The sequence below is a fragment of the Flammeovirga sp. MY04 genome, assembly GCF_001682195.2.
In the GTDB taxonomy this organism is placed as follows: Bacteria; Bacteroidota; Bacteroidia; order Cytophagales; family Flammeovirgaceae; genus Flammeovirga; species Flammeovirga yaeyamensis.
The window spans coordinates 488,745-515,571 of record NZ_CP003560.2; the positions used below are offsets into that span (position 1 = coordinate 488,745).

At 34.5% G+C, this 26,827-nt stretch carries 25 protein-coding genes; 13 read left to right on the forward strand and 12 right to left on the reverse strand.

The features are described 5' to 3' along the window. Positions 1-14 precede the first annotated feature (14 nt). The 6 genes from MY04_RS02010 to MY04_RS02035 all read right to left on the reverse strand — a co-directional run bounded on the left by MY04_RS02010 (position 15) and on the right by MY04_RS02035 (position 6,170). Positions 15-713 (reverse strand): PdaC/SigV domain-containing protein, encoded by a 699-nt coding sequence (locus tag MY04_RS02010; protein ID WP_158297522.1) that lies wholly within the window; start codon positions 711-713, stop codon positions 15-17. Positions 714-780: 67 nt separating this feature from the next. Continuing rightward, the gene (locus MY04_RS02015; protein WP_066205579.1) at positions 781-2,388 is read right to left on the reverse strand and encodes an aminopeptidase P family protein; all 1,608 of its coding nucleotides are present in this window, start codon (positions 2,386-2,388) and stop codon (positions 781-783) included. 95 nt (positions 2,389-2,483) lie between these two features. After that, complete coding sequence (locus MY04_RS02020; RefSeq protein ID WP_066205582.1) at positions 2,484-4,028, reverse strand: acyl-CoA carboxylase subunit beta; 1,545 nt, start codon at positions 4,026-4,028, stop codon at positions 2,484-2,486. 91 nt (positions 4,029-4,119) lie between these two features. Continuing rightward, entirely contained in the window at positions 4,120-4,782 is a 663-nt protein-coding gene (locus MY04_RS02025; protein WP_066205585.1) for a head GIN domain-containing protein, read from the reverse strand. Between the two features lie 75 nt (positions 4,783-4,857). Then, positions 4,858-5,445, reverse strand: coding sequence for a hypothetical protein (locus tag MY04_RS02030; protein WP_066205591.1), 588 nt, complete (start codon positions 5,443-5,445; stop codon positions 4,858-4,860). Positions 5,446-5,594: 149 nt separating this feature from the next. Then, positions 5,595-6,170 carry an outer membrane beta-barrel protein gene (locus tag MY04_RS02035; protein ID WP_066205592.1) on the reverse strand — a complete coding sequence of 192 codons (576 nt, stop codon included), beginning with the start codon at positions 6,168-6,170 and terminating at the stop codon, positions 5,595-5,597. Between the two features lie 141 nt (positions 6,171-6,311). Here MY04_RS02035 and MY04_RS02040 point away from each other — a divergent pair, with 141 nt between their 5' ends. Next, positions 6,312-7,445 carry an MBL fold metallo-hydrolase gene (locus MY04_RS02040; RefSeq protein ID WP_066205595.1) on the forward strand — a complete coding sequence of 378 codons (1,134 nt, stop codon included), beginning with the start codon at positions 6,312-6,314 and terminating at the stop codon, positions 7,443-7,445. A 165-nt stretch (positions 7,446-7,610) separates the two neighbouring features. Here the strand turns inward: MY04_RS02040 and MY04_RS02045 are convergent, their stop codons facing one another. Next, positions 7,611-8,513 carry a diacylglycerol/lipid kinase family protein gene (locus tag MY04_RS02045; RefSeq protein WP_066205597.1) on the reverse strand — a complete coding sequence of 301 codons (903 nt, stop codon included), beginning with the start codon at positions 8,511-8,513 and terminating at the stop codon, positions 7,611-7,613. 88 nt (positions 8,514-8,601) lie between these two features. Next, positions 8,602-9,345: a metallophosphoesterase gene (locus MY04_RS02050; RefSeq protein WP_158297523.1), complete on the reverse strand. Its 744-nt coding sequence runs from the start codon at positions 9,343-9,345 to the stop codon at positions 8,602-8,604. Positions 9,346-9,686: 341 nt separating this feature from the next. Here MY04_RS02050 and MY04_RS02055 point away from each other — a divergent pair, with 341 nt between their 5' ends. Continuing rightward, entirely contained in the window at positions 9,687-11,435 is a 1,749-nt protein-coding gene (locus MY04_RS02055) for a SulP family inorganic anion transporter (RefSeq protein WP_066205603.1), read from the forward strand. Between the two features lie 273 nt (positions 11,436-11,708). Here MY04_RS02055 and MY04_RS02060 read toward each other — a convergent pair whose 3' ends face one another. Together MY04_RS02060 and MY04_RS02065 are read right to left on the reverse strand one after the other, a co-directional pair. After that, positions 11,709-12,269 (reverse strand): rhomboid family intramembrane serine protease, encoded by a 561-nt coding sequence (locus tag MY04_RS02060; protein WP_066205606.1) that lies wholly within the window; start codon positions 12,267-12,269, stop codon positions 11,709-11,711. Positions 12,270-12,309: 40 nt separating this feature from the next. Continuing rightward, positions 12,310-13,497 carry an anhydro-N-acetylmuramic acid kinase gene (locus MY04_RS02065; RefSeq protein ID WP_066205609.1) on the reverse strand — a complete coding sequence of 396 codons (1,188 nt, stop codon included), beginning with the start codon at positions 13,495-13,497 and terminating at the stop codon, positions 12,310-12,312. A gap of 45 nt (positions 13,498-13,542) precedes the next feature. Between MY04_RS02065 and MY04_RS02070 the strand changes: the two genes are divergently transcribed. Continuing rightward, positions 13,543-14,793 carry a competence/damage-inducible protein A gene (locus tag MY04_RS02070; RefSeq protein ID WP_066205612.1) on the forward strand — a complete coding sequence of 417 codons (1,251 nt, stop codon included), beginning with the start codon at positions 13,543-13,545 and terminating at the stop codon, positions 14,791-14,793. 100 nt (positions 14,794-14,893) lie between these two features. On the opposite strand, the gene MY04_RS02075 is transcribed toward MY04_RS02070, so the two are convergent. After that, positions 14,894-16,054, reverse strand: coding sequence for an MFS transporter (locus tag MY04_RS02075; RefSeq protein ID WP_066205616.1), 1,161 nt, complete (start codon positions 16,052-16,054; stop codon positions 14,894-14,896). 158 nt (positions 16,055-16,212) lie between these two features. On the opposite strand from MY04_RS02075, the gene MY04_RS02080 reads away from it, so the two are divergent. From MY04_RS02080 to MY04_RS02100, 5 genes are all read left to right on the forward strand, one after another. After that, a complete protein-coding gene (locus MY04_RS02080) occupies positions 16,213-16,824 on the forward strand; it encodes a thioredoxin family protein (RefSeq protein WP_066205618.1) in 612 nt (203 codons plus the stop codon). Between the two features lie 7 nt (positions 16,825-16,831). Next, positions 16,832-17,419 carry a hypothetical protein gene (locus MY04_RS02085; RefSeq protein ID WP_066205621.1) on the forward strand — a complete coding sequence of 196 codons (588 nt, stop codon included), beginning with the start codon at positions 16,832-16,834 and terminating at the stop codon, positions 17,417-17,419. Between the two features lie 89 nt (positions 17,420-17,508). After that, positions 17,509-19,071, forward strand: coding sequence for a bacillithiol biosynthesis cysteine-adding enzyme BshC (gene bshC / locus MY04_RS02090; protein ID WP_066205624.1), 1,563 nt, complete (start codon positions 17,509-17,511; stop codon positions 19,069-19,071). A gap of 117 nt (positions 19,072-19,188) precedes the next feature. Beyond that, the gene (locus MY04_RS02095) at positions 19,189-19,788 is read left to right on the forward strand and encodes a sterol desaturase family protein (RefSeq protein WP_066205627.1); all 600 of its coding nucleotides are present in this window, start codon (positions 19,189-19,191) and stop codon (positions 19,786-19,788) included. 33 nt (positions 19,789-19,821) lie between these two features. After that, positions 19,822-21,186: a dipeptidase gene (locus MY04_RS02100; protein ID WP_066205630.1), complete on the forward strand. Its 1,365-nt coding sequence runs from the start codon at positions 19,822-19,824 to the stop codon at positions 21,184-21,186. Positions 21,187-21,226: 40 nt separating this feature from the next. Here MY04_RS02100 and MY04_RS02105 read toward each other — a convergent pair whose 3' ends face one another. After that, positions 21,227-22,198: an AraC family transcriptional regulator gene (locus MY04_RS02105; protein WP_066205633.1), complete on the reverse strand. Its 972-nt coding sequence runs from the start codon at positions 22,196-22,198 to the stop codon at positions 21,227-21,229. A gap of 223 nt (positions 22,199-22,421) precedes the next feature. On the opposite strand from MY04_RS02105, the gene MY04_RS02110 reads away from it, so the two are divergent. From MY04_RS02110 to MY04_RS02130, 5 genes are all read left to right on the forward strand, one after another. Next, positions 22,422-22,970, forward strand: coding sequence for a hypothetical protein (locus MY04_RS02110; RefSeq protein ID WP_066205635.1), 549 nt, complete (start codon positions 22,422-22,424; stop codon positions 22,968-22,970). Between the two features lie 215 nt (positions 22,971-23,185). After that, positions 23,186-24,202 (forward strand): ABC transporter ATP-binding protein, encoded by a 1,017-nt coding sequence (locus MY04_RS02115; RefSeq protein WP_066205638.1) that lies wholly within the window; start codon positions 23,186-23,188, stop codon positions 24,200-24,202. A 26-nt stretch (positions 24,203-24,228) separates the two neighbouring features. Further along, complete coding sequence (locus MY04_RS02120; RefSeq protein WP_084005730.1) at positions 24,229-25,449, forward strand: peroxiredoxin family protein; 1,221 nt, start codon at positions 24,229-24,231, stop codon at positions 25,447-25,449. A 61-nt stretch (positions 25,450-25,510) separates the two neighbouring features. Beyond that, positions 25,511-26,110 (forward strand): ribonuclease HII, encoded by a 600-nt coding sequence (locus tag MY04_RS02125; RefSeq protein WP_066205640.1) that lies wholly within the window; start codon positions 25,511-25,513, stop codon positions 26,108-26,110. Next, positions 26,110-26,826 (forward strand): lipocalin family protein, encoded by a 717-nt coding sequence (locus MY04_RS02130; protein WP_066205643.1) that lies wholly within the window; start codon positions 26,110-26,112, stop codon positions 26,824-26,826. Before MY04_RS02125 ends, MY04_RS02130 begins: the two co-directional genes overlap by 1 nt. The last annotated feature ends 1 nt before the right edge of the window (position 26,827 follow it).

The following is a 26,827-nucleotide window of genomic DNA, read 5'->3' on the forward strand; positions in this document are numbered from 1 at the left end:
TTACTTCTTACCTCTTACTTAAATCCCTCCCCATATTCACTCAACAACCCAGACATCTGTCCCCACTTCACCATCACATTATCCGGACATTCTTTCCCTTTACATCTCGTTTTATCTAATAAGAAAACAATGCCTTCTTCTTGAATACAAAAGGAATTAAGTACATCTTTTTTCACTTTCTTACCATGACCAAGATTGTCTTTGATGATATCAAATAGTTGATCTTTGTAATCGATATCTCCTTTGAATAAATCGGATAACTGAATTTTTCGTTTATTGGTGGCATCATAATTATAAGCGAGCTTTTTGATATCAATATCATCAATACCATTATAATATGTATCTTTTTTAAAGGAGATACTTAAAATGCCATTGTTGTTATGGAATACGTTATAATCAAGGTTAAGGTAACTTAGTCCAATCGCCCCTTTTTCAGCTTTTACACTAGTAATTTTAGCTCTGAAATCGTTAATAGCCATGAAAAGAATGTTCTGAATATCCAAGTTAATCTTATGTTCTAGATCTACTTTCCCAGAGCATTTTACTTTAGGATAAGAGACATTCAGCTCATAATGAAGGGATGAGTTCAACTTATTGAACCCCTGTTTTTCAATCTCAATAGACTGTTCCAACAGGGCGTTATTCAACACGAAGGATGTTTGTTTAAAAGAGGTGTTGAAATAAAGTAGTATGAATACAAATAGGAATCTCATTAATGCAATGATGCCTTATTAACTTTAAAACAAGTATTCTTTTGAAATATTGTGTTTGGGTTGAAAATTATTCTAAATCTGGAAGAACTAGCTGATTAAAAACACTTTCCTTTTTCATCAGATCTTCTATTTCTTCTGTAGTTCTTGGTGCTTTCTCTGATAAATTTACTGGACCTTGAGGAGTGATCAAAATATCATCTTCAATTCTTACCCCAATACCCCACCATTTTTCATCACAATCACTATTTAGGGGGATATAAATTCCCGGCTCTACGGTCACCACCATATTGTTTTCGAGTGTTTGATAGTGTCCTTTGTCATGTACATCCAATCCAATATGATGCATCAATCCATGAGGAAAATAAGTATCGTAATATTCTGGAGAAGGAATAATTTTGAGTTTGGTTAAGCCTTTACCAATAATGTCAGTAGATCGCTTATATATCTCGCTAAACGATTTTCCTTCTAAACACATTTCGATACATTTATTTTGTGCTTCAAGGACAATATCATAAATCTGTTTTTGCTCTTTAGAGAAAGTGCCATTTACAGGAATTGTACGTGTAACATCGGCAGTATATCCTCTATATTCTGCCCCGCAATCCATCAGAATTAATTCTCCATCTTCTAGTTTTGGTTTGTTATTACTGATGTAATGTAACATACAAGCGTTTTCTCCTGCACCTACAATACTCGGATACCCCACTGCTTTCGCACTATATTTTTTATATACAAACTCATGTATGCCTTGCACTTCAGTTTCTGACATTCCCGGTTGTATCGCTTTCATGACTTCATTCTGTCCAATAGCCGACATTTCAGCGGCCTTTCTGAGCAAAGTAATTTCTTCTTGGGTTTTAATCTGACGTAAATCGCTCATTAAACTATCCAATACTGAGATCACTATATTGGTTTCGGGAAGGGTTTGTACCACTTCCATACGTTTTTCATTGTCTTGTGCAGAAAGGAAATTGATGATATTTTGATCTAATCGAAGTACGCTAGTATACCTTAATTGCTGTCCAACTACTTTTGCTACATTCGAAGCATTTTGAAGTGTAGTCCTTTTCATTGCTTCATATACTTTTTCTGATGCAGGATTTAAATACTTCGGATAATTGGCTTTCTTTTTAAATGATTGAATCAAATCATACAAGTCGTTTGTAGCATATATATCATCCCTTGAATCTCGATGAGGATCAAACGTAAGTAAATAATCAAATGATGTAAAATCGATAGGGATGTTTTTAAACTCTTCATTCGATAACACTGTGGTTATTTTCAATGTTTCTTTAGTGCCTTCAACGCCTAATCGAGCACCATTCCAACGTTCATCATATTCATCTTTTGGTTGAACATAAATCACTTCTTGGGTAGGGGTGCCGAACACATTGGTTTGTTCAGAAAATAAAACTAAGACAGCATTAGGTTCTCTGTAGCCAGTTAGATAATAAAAGTCAGGGTCGGGATGATAGATAAAGTTGACATCATTTGCCCTATTTCTTATAGGATTGGCAAAAAATATGGCAACACTATTTTTAGGCATCTTCTTTATCAACTCTGCTCTTCTTTTAACATGAAAATCAGACGAAATATAATCTTTTGGAGCATGTTTGTACTGTGCAAAAAGAGAGGAAAGTGATAATGTTAGAAGTAAAAATAAAATGTTACGCATCTTAATATAATTGGAGTCAGACAGTTTATTATTGTCTTTGTATGTAAAATAAAAGGTTGTATCAATTAATATGATACAACCTCTTCAATATACTGCTAAAGTGGAATATTTCCATGTTTTTTCTTCGGAAGGTGATCCACCTTATTACTTAACATCTCAAAAGCAGAAATTAATCGCTCCCTTGTTTTTTCAGGGAGAATAACTTCATCAATATAACCTCTATAAGCTGCTCGATAAGGATTGGCAAACTCATCTGTATATTCATCAATCTTCTCCTGTAATTTTGCTTCTGGATCTTTGGCTTCTTTAATCTCTTTTTTAAAGATGATTTCTGCTGCACCTTGAGCACCCATAACCGCTATTTCTGCTGTAGGCCAAGCGTAATTTAAATCAGCCCCAATATGTTTAGAGTTCATTACATCATAGGCACCGCCGTAGGCTTTTCTTGTAATGACTGTAATTCTAGGAACAGTGGCTTCACAAAATGCATATAATAATTTAGCCCCGTTGGAGATAATTCCGTTCCACTCCTGATCAGTACCCGGAAGGAAGCCAGGTACATCTTCAAAAACTAAAAGTGGAATATTGAAGGCATCACAGAAACGAACAAAACGTGCGGCTTTTTTGGAGGCATTAATATCTAGTACACCTGCTAAAACTGCAGGCTGATTACCAACAATTCCTATACTGCGGCCACCCATTCTTGCAAAACCAACCACAATATTTTCAGCATAGTCTTCGTGAACTTCAAAGAAACTATCTTTGTCGACACAACCAACTACGACTTCTCTTATATCATAAGGTTGATTGGGGTTATCTGGAACAATACTATTTAATTCGACACGAGTTTCTTCTTGATCCGTCTCATATGGATATTGTGGAGCTTCTTCTTCACAGTTTTGAGGGAGATAAGAAAGCAACTTTCTCAATTTCTTTAAAGCAATCGCTTCGTTAGGAGCCTTAAAGTGTGTGACACCACTCTTGGTAGAATGTGCAGATGCCCCCCCTAAATCTTCAGAAGTCACTTCCTCGTGAGTCACCGTTTTTACTACGTTTGGCCCAGTCACAAACATGTAAGAAGTTTGCTCGACCATCATAATAAAATCTGTAATGGCAGGGGAGTAAACGGCTCCACCCGCACAAGGTCCCATAATACAAGATATTTGAGGGATCACCCCCGAAGCCATCGTGTTTTTAAAGAAAATATCAGCATAGCCGCCAAGAGACTTTACCCCTTCTTGAATACGGGCACCGCCGGAATCGTTTAATCCAATAATAGGTGCACCATTTTTCATGGCCATGTCCATTATTTTACAGATTTTCTCTGCTTGAGACTCAGATAATGATCCACCAAAAACGGTGAAATCTTGAGAGAAAACATAGACCAATCGACCAGCTACTTTTCCATAACCTGTCACTACACCATCTCCAAGATAATGTTCTTTGTCTAAGCCAAACTGAGTTTCTCTATGTCGAACGAGTTTACCTACTTCATGAAATGTACCTTCATCTAAAAGTAAAAGTAGACGTTCTCTTGCGGTTAATTTTCCTTTTTTATGTTGCGCTTCAATTCTTTTTTCACCGCCCCCTAATTCGGCTAGGTGGTTCATTTTCTCTAATTCTTGAAGTTTATCTTTCATGTGTTTATTGCAAGGTGTTTTTTTTGATAGTTGTTTTGAAAGAGAAACTTAGAGAAAAAAAGATAGAATTAAAAGGAACATCAAAGAATAATTAATTATCCTTCATGTCATTATAGTTCTTAACGCTACCAATACCTGAAGAGCTAATTTTACAAGTATTGTAAGCATTCACCTTCATGTTACCGATACCTGTCCAAGTTCCTTCAAGATCACGAACCAACAATTTACGAGCATCAAAAGAACCAACACCTGTACCTTCAAATTTGGCAGTCTGTGCTTTTCCTTCAAACTCAACAGAACCAACACCTGTCACTTCAACATCAAGGTCTTTGGCTTCCATGTTTAATTTTAATTTTCCAACGCCAGTATATTCCAATTCAAAAGAGTTGAATTTCAATAGTCCTTCGCTCTCAATATTACCTGCGATAGCACATTCCATTTCTTCAAGATTTTCAAAAGTAATTTGAACAACCATGCTTGTTTTGTCTGTCTCGTTATGTCCATCTTTACCTTTGTGATTATCAACATAAAGAGTATTGTTTTTTACATAGACTTTTAACTCATCAATTTCTTTTTGTTTGCCATTAACAAAGACTCCATGTTGGTTGCCTTGAATTAAAACAACGTGATAACCACCACTTAATTCAATTTTTTCAAATGAATCCACTTTATAATCTTTTGTTTGATTTTTTTGAGCAAATAAAGCTGTTGAAGTTAATGCGAATAAGATGAAAATGTTTATTAGAGTTTTCATATGGAGTTTAATGTTATAATTTATAATAGTATGGTTTAATGACAATAAGAAATTTAATAGGTTGCATCTGCTCAATTATTTTTTTGATAATAGATAGGTCAACCCAAAACTAAGGCTACTTAGTTGTTCCTCCTCAAGGTAAATATTTTCATATTCAATCTGAAATTGTATTGACCTTATAAGATGAATACCTAAACTTACCCCATAAATAAAATGAGTTTCGTTAGCATCATTGCTATACTTGGTAAGTTGAACACGATTATTTTGACTTGGTAACGTTTTTTTGACAACAAAATTAGTGGTTGTATTGCTGTAAAAAGCACCGGCTTTCCCTTTCAAGTTGAATCTTTTCCATTGAAACCTACCAAAACCCATGACGTCTATCCCCCGGTTGTAGTAGTTAAAATAATAAGTGGGATTTTCGACTTTTAATGTGCCATTGTCACGGTAAGAAACCTCCATTCCAAAAAAATCTAATTGGTAACCCGTAAAGATTTTCCAAAAGGTAGTTTGTCCTTGTGATTCAAAATAGACATTCCCGACTTCAGCCAAACTATGATTTGAATAACCAAAACCGATATTTCCACCGAAATAATATTGGGAAAATGATTTATGGGCGAAAAGAAGGAAGATGATAATTGAGAAATAGTATTTGAGTTTCATATTTATAATGTAACAATTTATTCATATTAAGTCAATGAATATCAAATTATAAGGTATGAAAAAAGCGATTGATAGTACACCAATCGCTTAAAAGTATTCGCTCGATAAGTACCTAGTCTTGGCTAGATAATTATTGATTAATATTATTTCTAGTCTTGATCTCCGAAATGGAAAGCAGCACCTACTGTCAACATAGAAAGATTGTTATCACTACTCATATCCATATTTTCCCATTCTAAACGTAGTTCTAATTTTCCAAGTTCAACACCTGCGCCTACGCCCCATAAGAACTTGGTATTGTTTTCAATTTCTGAAACAGGAACACCTCCTGTTGATGGAATTGCTTCGTTCTCGTATCGTGCAAAAAAGGCTCCTGCTTTACCAAAAGCGAAAATTGGACCTGCACGTAAAGTTCCTTTTGCAGCTACATCCCATCCTGAAATTGTTGATTCTAGAGAATGGTTAGCAGCATAATCTGTTACCTTACCTAACGAACGGTAACCACCTTCTACACCTAAATGACGGCTGCCAATACCACCATATAATTTCCAGGCAAATGCATTTTTATCAAATGAAAAATCATTTCCGCTGATGTCTGTAACTTTATGATTAATGAAAGAGTTACCAAGGTTACCACCTAAATAAAAATCTTGTGCTTGTGTTGCTGTTGAGTTAATGATGATAATACCAAAAACAATTGCAATTAATAAGGATAGTTTTTTCATAATATAAATTAGATGATAGGTAATTAATTTGATTCGTATTATAATGACAACTTATTATCTAAGGCTGACAAAAAATAATTTAATAAATGATTTTTTGATGGAAAGCATTATCTTCAATAATTCAAATTTATACTTCTATTTATGTCTTTAAGAAAAATATTCCGATTCCTTGCATTTGGGATCTTGTTTTTGGTGTTATCCGTTGTCATTATAGGTACATTATTTATCAACTTTAGTCCAGAGTTTGGTGGTTCACATACCGAAAACGATATAAATAGATACAAAGAATCAGGACACTATAAGGATGAAGGTTTCTATAATTTAATGCCCACCTCTCTTGATATGAATGCCGATAGTTTATGGGCAACGTTAAAAGAGTACGTTAATGGTGTTCAAAATCAACGTCCATCTAGAGAACTTGATATTTTAAAAATTGGCAAAGAAGAGATTGTAAATAACGATTCTCTTACAAGAGTAGTTTGGTTTGGGCATTCCGCTTTTCTTCTAGAAATTGATGATAAAAAAATTCTTTTAGATCCAATGTTAGGAGATGTTCCTGCTCCTCATCCATGGTTAGGAGAATCAAGATATTATAAAGAATTACCCATATCTATCGAAGACATGCCCCATATAGATGCTGTCCTGATTTCACACGATCATTATGATCATTTGGATTATGGAAGTGTGATGAAATTAAAAGATAAGGTTGATGATTTTTTCTTGCCACTAGGCGTTGGAGCTCATTTTAGAGCATGGGGAATAGAAGAAGATAGAATTCACGAAATGAATTGGTGGGATGAGATCAAATACAAACAATTGGATTTAGTTTTTACACCATCGAGACATTTTTCAGGTAGAGGATTAACCGATAGAAATGCTACTATGTGGGGATCTTGGATCGTAAAGGGGATTCGTCATAATATTTACTTTAGCGGTGATGGCGGGTATGCAGAACATTTCAAAGAAATCGGAGATAAATACGGACCATTTGATTTAGCCATGATGGAATGTGGTCAGTACAATTCAAAATGGGCACAAATACACATGATGCCAGAGCAAACCGCACAAGCTGCAGTAGACGTAAAAGCCAAATTAATGGTGCCAATACATTGGGGAGCATTTACTTTAGCCTTGCATTCATGGACGGATCCAGCAGTAAGAGTCACCAAAAAGGCAAAAGAGCTGAATATGCCTATCACCACTCCAGAAATCGGAGAACCTATAATCGTAGGAGAGAAGTCGTATCCTATGAGTCGATGGTGGGAGAAGTATTAAAAATCTTCTGTGTCTATAAAGGTCGGTTAGTTTCCCCTCATGAAAAACGAGGTCAGGAGACCTCTAAAGTATATAGACACAGATGACGCTATCGCTTAACATCTACGCCAGTTTTCCCTTTTCCCTTTTACTTAAACGAGCGTTAATTTTACTACCTGCTACCTGCTACCTGCTACCTGCCAATTTATTCTTCCTAGTAGTAATATACCTCACCGCACTCTCAATAATCTCCACTTTAATTTCGGTAACATCCCCAATAATCTCTCCGTCTAGTTGGAGAAGTTGAGGTTTCTCGAATCGTATAATTGCTTTGTTAGTGCTGTAAACATTGCCATCTGCTTCTTCTAAGAAGCTTTCGTCGAATTTTGATAAACCGACAAGTATAAGATCTTCAAAATCCATTTCGGGGATTGCCACTAACTCAAATTTACCATCAAACGGATTGGAAATACTATTTAGCGGTACACCTGTTCCGAATTTACGGGCATTACAAATAGCTAGCATTATACCGCTTTCGTTGTATTCATCACCATCAATCTCAATGCTATAATCAATGATGTTGGTTACACGCAATTGTTCGAGAAAGTATTTGATGTAGGTAGTCATGCCTCTTTTACTATCAGAGGAATAGCCTTTAACAATTTGAGCGTTAACGCCAATATCACCAATATGTAGGCAATAATGTTCATCGTTTACCTGAATTAAATCTAGGCCAGCAGTAATGTTTGAAAGCAAGATTTCTTTCAAAGCTTCCATAGGATCAGAATCCACAAAAAGTTCTACAGCCATTCCATTAGCAGAACCAAGGGGTATGATTCCCATAGGAATGTCAGTTCCCATCAAAGCAGTAGATGTAAATAGGGTAGTACCATCACCACCAACAGAAGCTACTCTGTCGGGTTGATACTGTTTTATACTTTCTTTGAGGTTTTCTAAATCATTTACTCCAGTCGTATAAAAAACATGATATCCGATTCCATAGGTATCTAAATAGGTCTTTGCTTCTGAAAGGAAAGGTTCTTTGTCGATATCACCAGAAATAGGGTTAACAACGAATAGAATTTTCATGGAGTAAAAAGTTTATTGTTCTTGCTTTTTTTCGAAGCTAAATATATAAAAATAATATCAAGTTTGAAGAACAATAAGTGTATTTGATCTAGAATTCTTGATCCCTATTTTTTACTTTGATCACCTCCATAGTATCTAAGTTGAGACACGTCAAGAAACCTAATTCAATTCTTTGTTCAATATTAGGAGGCTTACCAAATGCACAACCAGAATCTAAATTGATGACTAAACCACTTTCAGCTATATTTTTTTCGATTTCAGTGATAAACGTTGGAGTATGACCGTGAACCAAACGCTTTTTCTTCAATACCTTTTTGATTACTTCATTTTCTGGTAAAGGTTTTCGAACCGTTAGCATTGATGTAAAATCCTTTTTTGGTTTTGGTAGATCAAAATCAAATCCAGCATGAGTGAAATGAAAATCTTCAATAGTGATTTGATAAGGTAAGCTTTTTAGAAATCCTTTAAACGACCAAAAGATATAGCCATCTTCATTCAAGATTTTCTTTTTTAGGCTAGTGCTGAACATCTGAGAGAAGAATCTTAAAAATCTTGGCTGATAATTCTTCTGCTTATCCATAAGATTTTGTTCGTGATTTCCTCTAATAGTATATATAGGATAACCATCTTTCTGAAGATTAATGATATAATCGATTACCTCATAACTTTTTGGTCCTTTGTGAACATAATCGCCAAGCAGAACAACAAAATCGTTGGTGGTAATTTGAATCTCTTCTTCTAAGAGGTGTTTTAAAGTAGCAAAACAACCATGTACATCCCCAATCGCAAAACGACGTACATATTTCTCGGTTTTAAGTTTGACTTTTTTCAAGGTCATATTATTTAATTTTGCTCAAAGTTATAATTTTGCGCTAAATTTTTAAAATACTCTATCTATTTTCATCTTACATGCTTTACTATCAGTAAATTAAAGTGTATTTGTTGAAATAGTTATATATTTTTGTGTTCGTATATTGGAAGTTATGCACAATGTGTTAGAGACTTGATAGTCATATTGTTGATAACTTTGGTGATATATTAACAAAATGTCCCAAAAAAGTAAAAATATTTACTTGTTATATCTACACTTGTAAATAAAATTGAATAACAATGTTGATAACTTAAAAATTTGTTGATAACTTGTTGTTGTTGGAATAATACAATTTTAAATCTATGGGGAATCCTATTACAGCATTTGGTTTATTAAAGAATTACCGAAAGAAAAATTGGTCAGGTGATATTTCTGCAGGTTTTGCTACAGGTGTATTACTTATACCTCAAGGGATGGCGTATGCTGTAATTGCTGGCTTGCCGGTCGAATATGGTTTATATGCCGCTTTGATGGCTCCAATTGCGTACTTTTTATTCGGAACAACAAAAAAGTTAGTTATTGGTCCTGCAGCCTTAGATTCTATGTTATTGGCTTCAGGTGTGGCTTCACTAGGACTTGCACTTACTACAGAACAGTATGTAACTCATGTTTTAGTAATAGTATTCTTTGCTGGACTTCTACAGATCTTGGCAGGGATATTTAAATTCGGTTTCATTGCCAATTTCTTTTCACAACCTCTTTTAAAAGGATTTACTTCGGCTGCTGCTCTTTTAATTGCTTTTAGTCAGTTTGGAGGGTTAATAGGATTAAAAATTGAGGAAAAGTCGTTTTTTCATCAAGAAGTCATTCAATATATAAACCAACTTCATGAAGTACATTGGCCTACTTTGTTTTTGGGTTTTGGAACTTTAGGCATCATTGTATTATCAAAGAAATTTAAGTTTAATAAGCTCACAACACCTTTAATGGTATCCATTGGAATATTATTAAGTATTCATTTTGGTTTTGAAGAAATGGGTATTAAAGTAATTGGAGAAATCCCAAAAGGTTTACCTCATTTTAGTGTTCCGGATTTTACATCAGTAAATCTTATACAAGTAATGCCAATATCGTTAGTTGTGGCAATTATTGGATTTACAGTATCCAATAGTATTATCAAAAGTGTAGAAGAGGACAATAAATCATTGAATATAAATAGAGAATTTACTGCTTTAGGTTTAGCCAATACACTAGGAGTATTTTTTGGTGGATATCAGGCAAGCAGTAGCTTTTCGAGATCAGCCATAAATAAAGAAGCAGGAGCAAAAACAAGAATGTCCAATTTGGTTTCTTGTTTTATGATCGCCGTTGTTCTCTTATTTTTTACTCCAGTTTTTTATTATTTACCGAAAGCGATCTTAGCGGCTATTATTATTGCTGCAACACCATCATTATTTAGTTTCACCTATTTTAAAGAACTATATTCTCTAAGAAAAAGAGAATTCTTTGTTGGAGTATTCACTTTTCTAATGACTTTAGAGTTTGGCGTAATCATAGGATTAATTGCTGGAGTAACTGTTTCTATGTTTGTCTTCCTATATCAAACATTAAAACCTCATGTGGCCATCTTAGGTAAAATAGGGGATACGAGAGTATATAGAAATATCTTGCGTTTTGAAGATGCCAAGGAGCAAGATCAAATAGTAATTATAAGAATTGATGCTCCTTTATACTTCAGTAATATCCGATTTGTGATCGATGAAATGAAACAAGCACTTGATGAAAGATCAAATATCAAGTCATTAGTGATCAAATCAGAAAGTATTAACTCTATCGATATTACTGCCCTAAACGAATTAAAATATTTCATCGAAGACCTCAATAAAAAAGGCATTCATATTTATTTCTGCTCTGTGGTCGGCCCAGTAAGAGACTTGCTTTACAAAGTAGATATTGTCTCAAAACTTGGAGGAGAACAATTGTTCCTATACCTCAACGATGTGGTTGATTTTATTCAAAACGACAAAGAATTCTCGGAGAGAAAAGTAAGTATTGCCAACCAAGCTGATTTAGTGAAGAGTGAAGAGGGAATAGTGAAGAGCGATTTTTAAATTAAAAATGAAAAGTTAAAATGAAAAACGTGATTACTAATTCTTACGCTTGTGGGGAAATTAGAAATTTCCAATGAAGAGTGAATAGAGAATAGTGAAGAGCGGTTTTAAATTAAAAATTAAGAATGAAAAATTAAAAACGTAATTACTAATTCTTACGCTCGTAGAAGAATTAGAAATATAAAAACTCCTAGTTCCTAATTTTACCCTATTAGTTATTCCTTATTAGTTATTACCTAAAAAACGAGCGTCAACTTTGCTACCTGCTACCTGCTACCTGCTACCTAATCTATCGCTTCCAAACCCAAAGATAGCTCCACAAACGCCTCCCATAAGATGTGCCATCTGAGAGATATTATCTTGACTAAATGAGTTAACCACTTCTTGTCCTAGGAAGACCACAACGACTAATATGAATGTTAGAGGAAGAGACCCTTTTTGGACATTGACTACTGAGCTAAGTAAAATGAGCATAAATACTATTCCACTTGCTCCCAATAGTGCACTGCTTAAGAAAATGGCATTGATTAAACCTGTAATTAGTGCAGTCATCAACATCATGATAAGAAGTTGTTTACTGCCGTATTTTTCTTCTAAAATTGGGCCTAGTAAAAGGATGTAAGTGAAGTTACCTAAGTAATGATCCCAGCCGCCATGACCAATAACATGACTGAATAAACGAAAGTATGAGAGTGGATTTGTTAATCCCATTTGGCCGAAAGGGGCAACATTAAACATAAATGTGAGATCAAACCCTATACTTTTAAGTACCATAAATGCAGCACAAATAAAGGTAAAAGATAGAGTGACTGGGGCGTTATATTGAATGCGCATATATTCTTAATTGATTCTTTAATTCTTATTTCTTTAGAGTTTAACCTCCGCAACCAATTATTTTATTGAAGTTTGGTCTTTCTTCATTTTCATCAAATTGATCTTCTGAAGTCGATTCTTCTTTAGCATCAGGATAGATATAGTGAACAACTCCACCAATGTTATCAATTTTAGCACCAGTGACGCTTTTCAGACAATTCACTTCTTTGTGTAATCTCAAGTTACCTAAAAAGGCGAAGAGTAGTGCTTCCTTATGATTGATAATTTTCTCATTGGGTAAGACTACTTCAACATTAGAGCAATAGTTGCGAATTCTTTCGATCATATAATCGTTAAATGCACCACCTCCTGTGATAAGTAATTTTGATTTTGAAAATCTGATCTTAGAATGTTGCTCGGCTTGATCAATAATGCGTTTGATTTGATAAGCGGTATGTTCGATACTTGTTGCTAATCGATCTTCAATTTTCTCAATTTTATCAAGTAATGGTAAATATTGGGCTTCCACCCATTCCTTTCCTAATGATTTTTTCTCGAAGGTTTGATAAAAAGGTAAATTGTTTAGGGCATCAAATATTTCTTTTCGAACAAAACCTCTTCTTGCCATTGCTCCCTGATCATCATATTCTTTACCAAGCGTTCTCATGTAAATATTTAGGGGCATGTTGGCAGGGCTCGTATCAAAGGCGATGGTTTCATTATCCACTTCGTATGAAATGTTACCAATGCCTCCCAAATTTAGTCTGTAATGATATTCGCTAAATAATAGACGATCGCCGATAGGAACTAAAGGAGCCCCTTGTCCTCCTAAGGCTACATCGCCAATTCTGAAATCATTAATCACATTATGACCCGAAGCTACTGCGATCTCAGGACCTGAACCAATCTGTGATGTTACACCTAAATCGGTTTGATGAAAGATCGTATGACCATGACTACTCACATAATCCACTTTCAAATTATGCTTGTCGATAAAACATTTTGCTAATTCTCCTAGTTTCTTACCAAGTTCACGATCTAATTTTATATATTCAAAAGCAGAAAGGTGTTCTGCAGTATTGAGTCGTATTCTCCAATCTTCAGAATAGGGATAGCTTTCCACATATGGCATATAATATTGCCATTGTCTTTTACTATCTTTCCAAAATTCGGCATAGCAAAGATCCACGCCATCAAGGCTAGTTCCAGACATTATGCCAATTAAACGGAATTTATTCTTTTTGCTCATGCTGTTAATTTCGTAACTCTAAATTTAATTTGAAAAAAAATATCAATGAATAAACCTACATCAGTCGAAATAGTTACAATTGGCGACGAAATTCTTTATGGTCAGATAACAGATACCAATTCCCAATGGATGGGAACAGAACTTAATAAGATAGGGTTAAAGGTGATTCGTAAAACCTCAATAGGTGATACAAAAGAAGAAATTTTAGGTATTCTAAAAGAAGCAAGTGATAGAGCAGATGTGGTTTTGATCACTGGTGGATTAGGTCCTACAAAAGATGATATTACTAAAAAGACGATAGGTGAATATTTTGGAGTAGGGATGACTTTCAGAGATGAAGTCTTGGCTAATTTGGAAGAGCTTTTCAAAAATAGAAACCGAAAAATGACAGACTTGAACAGGTTGCAAGCAGAAGTGCCAGCAAATGGTAAAGTCTTGATGAATGACGTAGGTACTGCTCCTGGAATGTGGTTTGAAGAAGATGATACTGTTTTTGTATCTATGCCAGGCGTTCCTAGAGAAATGAAGTTTTTGATGAGTACTCATGTGTTGCCTCAATTGCAAAAGAAATTTGATACTCCACATATTGTACATAAAATGCTAAGAACAATGGGTATTCCAGAATCGTTTTTAGCACAAACTATAGAGGAGTGGGAAAATAACTTACCTGAATTCATCAAACTCGCTTATTTGCCTCGATTTGGTCAAGTAAGATTACGTTTAACAGCCATAGGCGATGATAAGGCCTTGCTACACTCGGCCATAGCTGAAGAAGTAGAAAAGTTGAAGCCATTATTAGGTGAAAAACTATACGCAGAAGAGGATGTTGAAATTGAATACATGATCATGGAGAAAATGATTGAGAAAGGTTTCAGTTTAGCAACAGCCGAATCGTGTACAGGTGGTTTTGTAGCACACAGAATTACAAAAATGGCCGGCTGTTCAACATTTTATAATGGAGGGATAGTATCCTATAGCAACGAAATAAAAATGTCACAATTAGGTGTAAACGAAGAAACGCTAAGTAATCACGGAGCGGTTTCTGAGCAAACAGCTATTGAGATGGCACAAAATGTAAAAGCTAAGTATGGTGCTGATTTTGGTATTTCAACTACTGGTATTGCAGGTCCTGGCGGTGGTACACCCGATAAACCTGTTGGAACAGTTTGGATTGGTATTTCCACACCAACTGAGACGAAAGCAAAGTTGCTTCAGTTAACCAAACAAAGAGAAGTGAATATAACGGCTACATCAAATAATATCTTGCAGTGGCTATACGATGAAATAAATGAATAAAAAGGATGTCTCATACATCCTTTTTTTTCTCGTATCAAAAACCCAGGAATTCATTCCTGGGTCTTTAATATGAGGTTTTGTAGAAGGTTGTGCTTATTTTTTACGCTGATGTTTCAGGCTTCACTTTCATAAACTGTGTAAATGCTAGAGATAAAACACAAAGGAAGGCACCACCGTAAAAAGGCAATGTCCAATCTTGTAACCATATCCATCCTCCAAGAAGAGGTAGAAAAACGGCAACAACATGATTAATGGTAAACCCAACCGCCATTGAAGGAGCAATATCTTTTGGATCCGCTGTTTTTTGGAAATACGTTTTAATACCAATAGAGAAGCTAAAGAAAATGTGATCGATAACATATAATCCAGCGACCACCCAACGGTTCTCCACAGTGGCATAACATAAAAAGACCAATATAAGACTGATATACTCGAAGCTTAACATCTTCCGCTCCCCATATTTGTTCAACAACCTAGCAATAATAGGGTTGAAGTACATGGAAACAATATTGTTCAAGACAAATAAGATAGTGATTTCTTGAATAGTGAAATCATATTTTTCTACCAATAAAAGCACAGCAAATACAACAAATACTTGCCTTCTTGCACCACTCAAAAGGTTAAGTACATAGAAAAGCCAGTACTTGGTTTTAAATATCATTTTCTTGTGTTGAGGTACTGCGTCTTTATGGATTGGGTTTTGGAATAGCGCCCATCCTCCAGCAATAACTACAATTATACCTATAAGTAAGTAGATGTTTTTAAAGTCAGTAATAAAAGTAAGTCCATATATAGCACCACCAATTGCGATATTTGTGAAGGCCATAATTGATCGTAATCGAGCCATTACATGTGGACTTTCTAGTTTGCTAAAGCTTTGTAAGGTAAGCGATTGATTGGAAGTTTCGAAGTAATGAAAACCGATTGACATGATGAGGGTGGTGTACATTAATCCCCAAAAGGAAGGGAATAAACCTGTAATGCCAATTCCAATACCCATCACAATAATTGATATAGAAGCGAACTTATCTTCTCGAATAAACATTAAGAAGAAGAGGGCAGTAACAACCAAAAAGCCAGGGACTTCTCTAAAAGATTGAATTGCTCCGATGTCAAAGCCGTTTAGACCAATTTGATCAACTGCAAAATTATTAAAAAGTGTTCTCCATCCTTGAAAACCTAAAGCAGTAGCTATAGAGAGTACAAGTAGGAAAACATACATAGGGTTTTGTCGAAGTGCTTTGATTGCTTGTTTGTCCATTGTTTCAAATTAGATGAACTGCAAAGAAAAGAAAAAAAGAGGATAAAATTTTTCTAACTTACAGTTGTAAACACTTTATCAATTTAGTAGATTGTTACATCCATTATTTGAAATGAATATTAAATACAACACTTTCCTTAATTATTAATTCAATATTTATGTCTGAAATCCAAACTGTAGCAAAAGAGTATATTGAACATGCTTTCACCTATGAAGCTTACAGAGAAGCACTTGATGCTTTATTAGCTGCCGATCCTACCATCATTAACTATGATGATTCTCAGTTAGTAGATTACACGAGATTAAATGTATCTCGTATGCAACGAATTGATAAAACCAATCGACTGAGAGATGATCTTAGAGAGGCGGCTAGAGGATTAAACCGAAGTGTTTATTGGTTAGTCATCACAGAAGGTTGGTGTGGTGATGCTGCACAGAGTATTCCAATCATTGCAGAAACAGCACAGGTTTCAGAAAAAATTGATTTACGATTTGTACTTAGAGACAATAATGTAGATCTGATGGAGCAATTCTTAACCAATGGTTCTAGATCAATCCCAAAATTGGTTGTGGTTTGTCAGAAAACATTCGAAGTCTTGGGTGTTTGGGGACCAAGACCTAAAGAATTAACGGATTTGATACCAGAAATTAAAAAGGAAGTAAACGATAATAAGCAACAATTCAGTATCAAAGTACAACAATGGTACAATAAGAATAAAGGCAAGGCGATCATGAAAGACCTTCAAGGAATTATCGAAAATATAAAATAATAAAAGCTTGTCATCACATCATATTGTTCGCGACGATCAAGAGCCGGCATTGCTAATTTTACATCTCGATCAGAACAATCATTCTATCATCCATTCCTTACTGGGGTGGAGTCCTATTGTTATTGCCAATTATCAAACAGCAGAACAATTAATTACTTTAGATATTAAGGTGGATTGGGTGTTGGTAAACGAAAATCAGCAAGAAGAAATTGAAGATTTAATGCTTTATCAACATCCTTATCAACTTAAAATAAAACAAAGTAACGACGATATTAAAGAAGCATTAGATTGGCTGATTGAAAAAGGACATAATGCGGTAAATATTATTGGACATCAATTTGATGATCACACTTTAGACCTTATTCTCCATCAAACAGACTTAGAAACCATCGTGCTATTTGATAAAGATTTTAAAGGTCTGATTTCTAAAAAGAATACCTTTGAGAAGTGGATGAGGAAAGATCAACATCTTAAAACCTCTGCCATTTCACTTCAAAATACATCTGAGCAAGAGGGCGAATTGGTCGTTTTAGAAGACGGCATGATTCAATTAGAAGCTAATCCACCCTATTATATTTTTGAGAAGTGGAATTGATTTCTATTGTTTAAACAAATATTGCAATTTCTCCTTTTATTTTTCAATTCATTGATTAACTTCGTGATTCTAAAGTACGATTAACAAGTATGAATCAATATACTATCCCATTTGAAAAAGCGGGTCTATACGGTAAAATGTTTTTGGACTATTTATCGGGTAAAGACCAACTGAAGACACTATACAAACATACTCCATCTATAGACGCATTCGATCAAATAATTGAAAGTCGACAATCTTTCCCCCAATATAAAAGGGATTTATTGGTAGATGTGCTTAGCGATCAATATAGAAATATTGAAGATGCACCTGTAGCTCAAATTTTAAAATTAGGAGATAAGAACACCTATACTGTTGTCACAGGTCATCAATTAAACATATTCACTGGACCACTTTTCTTTATATATAAGATTGCTGCAACAGTAAATCTATGTAGACAATTGGCCCAAAAGTATCCTGATCTTAATTTCGTTCCTGTCTATTGGATGGCCACGGAAGATCACGATTTTGAAGAAATTGCCTCATTTAACCTTGGAGATAAAAAGTACACTTGGGAACATCCTCAAATAGGAGGTCCAGTGGGTCGTTTATCTTTAGAAGGGATGGATCAGATTATTGATCGTATAAAAGATATGCCAGAAGTCTTTAAAGAGGCCTACACTAATTTTGGCAACCTAGCAGACGCTACACGTTATTATGTGAACTCCCTTTTTAAAGAATACGGTTTGATCAGCATCGATGCTGACGATGTACGTTTAAAAACGGAATTCAAAGAAATCATCCAACAAGAAATATTTGATCAAAAAGCAGTAGAGGAAGTTGAAAAAGCCAATCAATTGATTATTGATAATGGTTATAAACCTCAAATACATGCAAGGGATATCAACCTATTTTATATGGAAGATACGGAACGACTTCGCTTAGAAAAAGTAGGCGATGAGTTCAGAACTGTGGATGCAGATTACAAATGGTCAGCTACCGAAATGCAACAACTCATTGATGCATCACCGGAGAAGTTTAGTCCAAATGTAGTTTTAAGACCTGTTTTGCAAGAAGTATTGTTACCTAACCTGGCTTATCTTGGAGGACCTGCAGAGGTGATCTATTGGTTACAGCTTAAAGGCACCTTTGATACTTACAATGTGGATTTTCCTATGGTCCTTCCTAGAGGTTTTTGTTTAGTAATGGACGATTGTTGTACCGTAAAATGGCAAAAGACAGGTTGGTCTCTAGAAGATGTGCTTAAAAATGAAAGAGCTATAGAAGATAAAATTCTGGAAGAACATCAAGAGGTAGATACCGATATTTCAGATCAACTAGCACAAATAAACAGTTTATATAATGATATTCTAAAGAAAGGAGTGGAGATTACCCCTAATTTAGAAAAGCATATTATTGCTGAACAAAAAAGAGTATTAAAAAGAGTACAGCATACTCAAGATAAATTGAAAAAAGAAGGTAGAAGAAAATTAAAAGACGAAAGCGATCGTATTTTAAAAGTGAGATCTTTTATACTTCCTAATAATGCTCCTCAAGAAAGGGTAAAAAACATTATGGAATTTTGGAGTATTCATCAAGAGGTCATTGGAGATTCAGTGAAATGCTTAAATCCTTTGTCGTTTAACCTCAATGTGTTATGTGATGAGTGCTAATTTTCGAAATTAGATAAAGAAATCAGTAAAAAACGGACAGGAATATTTTTAAAATTCCTGTCCGTTTGTATTTTTATAGAGTAAATAATAACCCGAACCCAAATTAACTACCCCAATATGTCTGTTGCTCATAATAAAAAAAGTAAAGCTCTTTTTGAACATCCACTATTAGAAAAACTTACCCATACACATGCATTCGTTCCCATCAGTATGTATTTAATCATAGGATTAGGACTTTCTGTTTATGGTTGCTGGAACAATCTGTTATCTATTGGGCCAACAGTGGGATTGTTTATGTTGGGTTTATTATTCTTCACCTTAGTCGAATATTTGATGCATCGTTTTGTTTTTCACATGTTGCCAGATACTAAATTAAAGAAAGATATTACCTATAAATTTCACGGCGTTCATCACGATCAACCAAAAGATAAGTCTAGGTTAGCAATGCCTCCAATTATAAGCATTGTTTTATCATCTGCTTTTTTTGGCTTCTTTTATTTGATAATGAGTAATTATGCTTTTGGATTTGGTGGAGGCTTTTTAGTGGGATACAGTGCCTATTTGGGCATTCATTATATAATACACGCTTACAGACCTCCCAAAAATTTCTTTAAAATCTTATGGATTCATCATGGGATTCATCATTATAAGTCTGATGATAAGGCATTTGGAGTTTCTTCTCCATTATGGGATGTAATTTTCAGAACAATGCCTTAAATTTGCAGTTAGAATATAGAAATTAATTGACATATGACTCCATATATAAAAGACAACAAAGACAGATTCTTAGCAGAACTTTTTGATCTACTTAGAATTCCATCAGTAAGTACGGATGCAACTTACCAGCCAGACATTAAGAAAGCTGCAGCTTTTATTGCACATCAATTAAATGAGGCTGGAGCAGATAAAGTAGAAATTTGCCAAACTGCAGGTAACCCTGTTGTATATGGTGAAAAAATCGTTGACCCTAAATTACCAACAGTGTTGGTTTATGGTCACTACGACGTTCAACCTGCAGATCCGATCGATCTATGGGATACACCTCCTTTTGAGCCTACTTTAAAAGACAACAAAATCTACGCAAGGGGAGCATCAGATGATAAGGGCCAAATGTATATGCACGTGAAAGCCTTTGAATCGATGATGAAAAACAACACTTTGACTTGTAACGTCAAATTTATGATTGAAGGTGAAGAAGAAATTGGTTCAGTAAACCTTGGTCAGTTTATCAATGAAAGAAAAGAAAGCCTTTCTGCAGATGTTATTCTAATTTCTGATACAGGAATGATTAGCATGGATACACCATCAATTACTGTTGGTTTGAGAGGTTTAAGCTATATGGAACTGGAATTAACAGGTCCAAACAGAGATCTTCACTCAGGAATGTACGGTGGTGCAGTTCAAAATCCATTGAACGCATTGGCAGAAGTAGTAGCCGCTTTAAAAGATAAAGACGGTCATATTACTATTCCAGGATTCTATGATAAAGTAGAAATCATTTCAGATGAGGATAGAGCAAAAATGGCTAAAGCGCCGTTTAACTTAGATGCTTATAAAAAAGCTTTAGATATCGAAAAAGAATTTGGCGAAAAAGGATATTCAACAAATGAAAGAACATCAATTCGTCCTACTCTTGATGTGAACGGTATGTGGGGTGGTTATACAGGCGAAGGTGCAAAAACAGTAATTGCATCAAAAGCTTATGCTAAAATCTCTATGCGTTTAGTACCTCACCAATCATGGGAAGAAATTTCTGAGTTATTCACTAAACACGTAGAATCATTAGTGCCAGATGGTATTAAAGTAAAAGTAACTGCTCACCATGGAGGTACTCCAGTAGTTATTCCTACGAATTCTATTGAATTTAAAGCAGCATCAAACGCTTATGCTGAGGCATTCGATGGTAAAGAACCTATTCCAGTAAGAAGCGGTGGATCAATTCCAATTGTAGCTTTATTCAAAGAAGAATTAGGTTTGGATTCTATCATGATGGGCTTCGGTTTAGACTCTGATGCTATCCACTCACCTAACGAAAAGTTTGGTGTAGATAATTTCTTAAAAGGAATTGAAACGATCGAATTATTCTACAAGCATTACGCCGCTGTGAAAAAGTAATTTGATATATAAAATATATTAGCCAAGTGATTCACCATAATTACTTGGCTTTTTTTATAAACTCACTTGGCGTGCACCCATATTTGTCTTTAAATAATTTTCCAAAATGTGTCATACTACTAAACCCTAAATGATACGTACAATCAGAAACATTATGAGTGCCATCAATCAACCACTGATGCGCCATGGTAATTTTATAATGGTTGGCGTATTGTAATATGGAAATCCCGACTATTTCTTTAAATAGTTTTCTTAGCTTACTGTAGCTAAACTGAGCAACCTCTGCTAAATTTTCAGCTTTAATCACTTCAGTGTAGTTTTCTTCTATGTAATTCTTTACTCTAAATACCTTTTCAACATCAGATTCTGGATAGCGTTTTGGAAGCATGCCAGTGCCAAAACGATTTTCTACTTTATTGGCAAAGTTATAGAGCAGCTGATAAGTGAGGTAATCAAGCTTTAGCTTTTCAATATCATTATTAAAATTACAACCTTTTACATCTTTAATGATCTGTTGAGAGGTCTTGGAGATACTCTCATAAATGATAAAAGGAGATTTCGTGTTCAATAAATTATTAATTAGTGGGACACCATTTTGATTATATTTCTCCATCATTGCATAGGAATGTTTAATTGATAAGATGGAGACTTTTTGATGGGCAGGGAAGTAGAACACTTCATCTTCTTTGATATTCGACCAGTATTTTTTTTTCTGAATCTGAAAATCTGAGAAATCGTATTCGTTGGTAAATCGAAAAGGAGTAAGGAAATAGGCAATAACAAAAGCAGGGTCATCATTTTTCGTTCTCACCAATTTAATAGGCTCATTGATGTACCCTTCAATTTCTGAAATCTCCAATCCGTCATTAATGGAATAACCTCTAATGGTCAACGAACTTTCTTCATTAATCGTCACTTTTAACTCATTGCCATAGTAAGTGCAATCAAATTGTGAAGATAACTCATTGAAGAAATTAGTATAAGAACTTTTATTGATAATGATTTCTCTCATTTTGTCATTTTCGTTTAAAAGAAGTTGATGAAAGAAATTAGATAGATAGCGATGATTTTGTTGGTTCAAAGTTAATACTTCAACATATCACAAATAATAACCTGCATCACTTTAACAGCATTTAGTATTAAAATGTCAGAATGAGAGAAGATAAGGTCATAATCAAATAATAATATTCTTGGAGGTGCCTCATATTTGTATCATCAACAAAACGATAGATACGATGCTCAATAACCTAATAGACTTAACAAAGAAAGTACAAACAGACCTTCTTATTTATCAACAACAATATGATAAGATAAAAGAGAAGGCAGATGAAATTAAGGGAGAAGTTCAATCGGAACTTTCCTTGAAAATTAATGATCAAATTCTTCAAAGTGAGATTAATGCTTTGGAAGATTTAAATCAATTAGAAAAAGGTTCAAACGAGTTTATTGATAAACTAACAAACTTAAATAAAAACATTCTGGACTTCACGGAGGATGCCAATAATATGATTATTGGTTCTCTGAAAGATAGTGCTGTACGGAAAATTAATGATAGCAATTTGATAAAGGATGAGAATAAAATCCCCATTACCGAAAGAGCAGTTCGTGATTTAGAAAATTTACAAGCAAGTTTGGAGATTCTGATTCGAGATAATAAACAAAAATGGAATGAAATGAATTTGTCTTCGAAAAAAAATGTAAAAGAAACCGGCGAAAAGATAGAAACTCTTGTTTCTAAAGCCGGTGATTTTACCGAAGACTTATCCAACAAACTAATCTATTAACCATTAACAGTACCTTATAAATAATAGAGTTTGAAAGTTAAATGTACTACAAACAACAACAATAATGGGTGTTATAAGGGTAACAGGAATTTCTTGTTGCCCTTTTCTTTTATTTCTGTCAGAAAGTAACCTTAACGTAATAAAAAAATGAGTTTATCCTCAGTAGAATAAGATAAATCGTTTATTTTTGCCATCAGAAAAACGAAAAATTATATATGTCAAAAAGGAAAACGATTTTAAGGGTTGAAAACTTTGTAAAATCATACGAAGAAGGAAAATTAGCAGTAGATCATTTATCATTTGATGTGAAAGAAGGAGAAGTCTTTGCATTGATTGGAAAAAGTGGCTGCGGTAAAACAACATCCTTAAAACTTTTATCTGGACAAATGCGTCCCGACAATGGGAGTGCATACATTTATGGCGAAAGAATATTAGGTCCACACGAACGTCTATTGGCGGGACATGATAAAATTGCACTTGTAGAGCAAGACTATAACTTATTTAATCATCAAACTGTAGCAGATAATATTAAATACCCTATTAGAAGGTCGAGTAAAAAATATCAGGAGTACCGTCTAAAAGAACTTTTAAGAATCTGTGAATTAGAGGATTATAGAGATACTCGTCCAAAAGAACTATCTGGTGGACAAAAACAAAGAGTAGCCATTGCTAGAGCAATAGCAGACGAACCACCTGTACTTTTATTGGATGAACCATTCTCACACCTTGATATGGCAATGCGTTCAGATTTAAGAAGAATGGTGAAAAATATTGCTATTGAGGCAAATATTTCTGTAGTATTCGTAACACATGATACACACGATGCATTATCTATGTCGGATAGAATAGGTGTAATGTCTCATGGAAAAATATTACAAATCGCTTCTCCTGAAGAAATTTATAAGCAACCATTAAATGGTTATGCTGCACACTTTTTCCCTCATTGTAATGTCTTAACTTCTGATCAATTGGCTTCTATTGGTATCCAAAAAGAAAAAGGAGAATATATGGCCAGACCAGAATGGTTAGATGTAGTAGAGGCAGATAACTCTGAACATACAGCCACATTAAAACACATAGATTATTTTGGTAATGCAAGTTATGGTGAGTGGAAATTTGAGCAGGGATTTAGTATTTGGATCCATCACGATAGCTTTTTTACTATCAAAATTGGAGAAAAACGTAATATCCAGATGTTGAATCATGTGGATTGGTGGAAATTACAAGATTAACAGTGACTATATTATTTCGATTAACAATGAACTTCTTAAAAACAATATCCATCTTACTTCTTGCACTTTTCATGGGCTGTTCAACCACCCAAAAAGAGGAAGGGAAAAACACTACTCTTTCTAAGTGGAGGGCAGTAATAACGAACAATCATCAAAAAGATATTCCATTTTATCTACAAGTAGAGGGAGAGGGAGATCAACAAGTATGGACGGTTATTAATGGTGATGAAAGAATGAAACTAGATGAGGTTTACTATGAAGGAGACTCTCTTCATGTTCCATTATTGATTTACGAAGCAGAGATCATTGTAAAAGAAAGTGAAGAATCATTGAATGGTCGTTTTCTAAGAAAAGGTGCTTACTCTCTTCCATTTCTTGCAGAAAAAGGAAAAGCGAATCGTTTCTCTGTATCGGAAAGCCCAGATGTGGACTTTACAGGAAAATATGCGGTAAAACTAGGTAAGACCGAATCTATTGGATTATTCAGACAAAATGGAATGTATGTTACAGGTACATTCATGACTGCCACTGGAGACTACCGCTATTTGGAAGGAGTTGTTGAAGGTAATAAAATGAAACTTTCTTCTTTTGATGGTGTTCATATTTTAAGATTTGAAGTCGAAAAGGAAGAAAATAAACTTGTGAATGGTAAAATGTGGTCAGGAAAAGAAGCCTTTAAAACATGGCAGGGCGTTAAAGATGATCGTGCTAAGCTTCCAGATCCAAAAACATTGACTTACCTTAAAGAAGGATATAGCCATATTTCTTTTGCCTTTGAAAATTCAGAAGGTAAAGTGATTTCACTAGGAGATGAAAGGTACGACGATAAGGTAGTGATCTTACAAATTATGGGTTCTTGGTGTCCAAACTGTTTGGACGAGAGCAAGTTTTTTGGTCCACTTTACAAGAAATATAATGAGAAAGGATTAGAGATTATCGGTTTGTCATTTGAACGTTCTGAAGAAGCAGAAAAAGCATTTAAGAGAATCTCTAGAATGAAAAATAAACTAAATTTAGAGTATGAAATTCTTTATGCGGGTACTCCTCAAATGACTTCTGATGCTTTGCCAATGTTAAATAAAGTCATGTCTTTTCCAACATCAATAGTCATTGATAAAAACCGAAAAGTAAGAGAAATTCATACAGGTTTTACTGGACCAGGAACAGGAGAGTATTACGAGAAATATGTAGCCGAATTCACTCAGTTAATTGAAACACTATTGGCTGAGGAACCTTCACAGAAATAATATATTCGAATAAGTATCATTATGGTTTTGACTAGGTGATATTGTTAGATAAATTGCAGTTATGTTAGCATCAAGTTTTACAAAAGATAAAGTAGAAGCAGGTTTAGATGAAGCGGGAAGAGGTTGTTTGGCAGGACCTGTAGTCGCTGCTGCTGTAATTTTACCTAAGAATTTTTCACATCCTGATTTAAATGATTCCAAAAAGTTGACCCATAAAAAAAGAATGGTGTTAAGAGAGGTAATCATGAAAGAAGCCATAGATTATAAGGTAATAGAAGTTCAGGCTGAAGAAATTGATAAAATTAATATTTTGCAAGCCTCATTTACAGCAATGCATCGCTGTGTAGATGGCTTAACAGAAAAACCAGAACTTTTATTAATCGATGGTAATCGTTTTCGACCTTATAAAGGGATAGAGCACGAATGTATCGTAAAGGGAGACGGTAAATATTTAAGTATAGCTGCAGCATCTATTCTAGCAAAAACGCATAGAGATCTTTTAATGACAAAATTGTCAGAAGAATTTCCTCATTATGGATGGGAGAAAAATGCTGGGTATCCTACAAAACAACATAGAGCCGCTATTGCAGCCCATGGAACTACTCCTTGGCATAGAAATTCTTTCAAACTTTTACCAGAGCAAAAAACAATTGAGTTTTAATGAAAAAGTACCTTTACATAGTATTGTTGTTACTTCTTTGGGCTTGTGAGAATCCTAAGCCATTTGGAGACTTATATGTTCAGGTAAGAGATGAGCAGGGAAAGGAGGTAGTCAATGGAAAAGTGAACCTATATGCTTCACATGAAGATTTTGTGGATCAAAAAAATGCAGTAGCACAAGAACAAACTACAGATGTTAATGGGTTAGCCTTTTTTCTAAAACTGGATAGTGGTTCCTATTACGTTTCTGCATCATTAATAGATACTGCCAATGGAATAGAAAAGAACAATTTCTTAGTGAATACTGAAGTGAAAGTAGTTTCTACAGAAATTGGTTATAGAAATTCAATTACTGTAATTATCTGGGATTCATTCATTACTCATTTAACATCTCCTACAGGAAAAAAATGGGTCATTTCGAGAATGATAGATAATGCCACAGGGGAAGAAGTAGAAATACCTGAATGTTCTAAGGACGATGAGTGGGTGTTTTATAGAAATGGTACTTTTAAATACAATGATTTGAGTACAAATTGTACTGAAACGGATGATGATAGTTTTGAAGGTACATTTGCACCTGTAGGTAATGGATCGTATATATTGATTCAGGATCAGGATCAAAAAGTGAGGTATGGTTTATACATTATCTCCGTTACTGCGAATCAAATGTTGGCCCAGTATGGTCCTCACCTAATTTATTATCAACTAAAGCAATAGA

What these genes read in the sequence shown, in the direction of transcription:
- MY04_RS02075 (WP_066205616.1), bottom strand. Translation starts at nt 16,054, where the DNA reads ATGGACAAACAAGCAATCAAAGCACTTCGACAAAACCCTATGTATGTT.
- MY04_RS02025 (WP_066205585.1), bottom strand. Translation starts at nt 4,782, where the DNA reads ATGAAAACTCTAATAAACATTTTCATCTTATTCGCATTAACTTCAACA.
- bshC (WP_066205624.1), top strand. Translation starts at nt 17,509, where the DNA reads ATGAATCAATATACTATCCCATTTGAAAAAGCGGGTCTATACGGTAAA.
- MY04_RS02100 (WP_066205630.1), top strand. Translation starts at nt 19,822, where the DNA reads ATGACTCCATATATAAAAGACAACAAAGACAGATTCTTAGCAGAACTT.
- MY04_RS02115 (WP_066205638.1), top strand. Translation starts at nt 23,186, where the DNA reads ATGTCAAAAAGGAAAACGATTTTAAGGGTTGAAAACTTTGTAAAATCA.
- MY04_RS02130 (WP_066205643.1), top strand. Translation starts at nt 26,110, where the DNA reads ATGAAAAAGTACCTTTACATAGTATTGTTGTTACTTCTTTGGGCTTGT.
- MY04_RS02060 (WP_066205606.1), bottom strand. Translation starts at nt 12,269, where the DNA reads ATGCGCATTCAATATAACGCCCCAGTCACTCTATCTTTTACCTTTATT.
- MY04_RS02035 (WP_066205592.1), bottom strand. Translation starts at nt 6,170, where the DNA reads ATGAAAAAACTATCCTTATTAATTGCAATTGTTTTTGGTATTATCATC.
- MY04_RS02010 (WP_158297522.1), bottom strand. Translation starts at nt 713, where the DNA reads ATGAGATTCCTATTTGTATTCATACTACTTTATTTCAACACCTCTTTT.
- MY04_RS02125 (WP_066205640.1), top strand. Translation starts at nt 25,511, where the DNA reads ATGTTAGCATCAAGTTTTACAAAAGATAAAGTAGAAGCAGGTTTAGAT.
- MY04_RS02070 (WP_066205612.1), top strand. Translation starts at nt 13,543, where the DNA reads ATGAATAAACCTACATCAGTCGAAATAGTTACAATTGGCGACGAAATT.
- MY04_RS02080 (WP_066205618.1), top strand. Translation starts at nt 16,213, where the DNA reads ATGTCTGAAATCCAAACTGTAGCAAAAGAGTATATTGAACATGCTTTC.
- MY04_RS02065 (WP_066205609.1), bottom strand. Translation starts at nt 13,497, where the DNA reads ATGAGCAAAAAGAATAAATTCCGTTTAATTGGCATAATGTCTGGAACT.
- MY04_RS02095 (WP_066205627.1), top strand. Translation starts at nt 19,189, where the DNA reads ATGTCTGTTGCTCATAATAAAAAAAGTAAAGCTCTTTTTGAACATCCA.
- MY04_RS02030 (WP_066205591.1), bottom strand. Translation starts at nt 5,445, where the DNA reads ATGAAACTCAAATACTATTTCTCAATTATCATCTTCCTTCTTTTCGCC.
- MY04_RS02110 (WP_066205635.1), top strand. Translation starts at nt 22,422, where the DNA reads ATGCTCAATAACCTAATAGACTTAACAAAGAAAGTACAAACAGACCTT.
- MY04_RS02120 (WP_084005730.1), top strand. Translation starts at nt 24,229, where the DNA reads ATGAACTTCTTAAAAACAATATCCATCTTACTTCTTGCACTTTTCATG.
- MY04_RS02015 (WP_066205579.1), bottom strand. Translation starts at nt 2,388, where the DNA reads ATGCGTAACATTTTATTTTTACTTCTAACATTATCACTTTCCTCTCTT.
- MY04_RS02020 (WP_066205582.1), bottom strand. Translation starts at nt 4,028, where the DNA reads ATGAAAGATAAACTTCAAGAATTAGAGAAAATGAACCACCTAGCCGAA.
- MY04_RS02105 (WP_066205633.1), bottom strand. Translation starts at nt 22,198, where the DNA reads ATGAGAGAAATCATTATCAATAAAAGTTCTTATACTAATTTCTTCAAT.
- MY04_RS02055 (WP_066205603.1), top strand. Translation starts at nt 9,687, where the DNA reads ATGGGGAATCCTATTACAGCATTTGGTTTATTAAAGAATTACCGAAAG.
- MY04_RS02045 (WP_066205597.1), bottom strand. Translation starts at nt 8,513, where the DNA reads ATGAAAATTCTATTCGTTGTTAACCCTATTTCTGGTGATATCGACAAA.
- MY04_RS02040 (WP_066205595.1), top strand. Translation starts at nt 6,312, where the DNA reads ATGTCTTTAAGAAAAATATTCCGATTCCTTGCATTTGGGATCTTGTTT.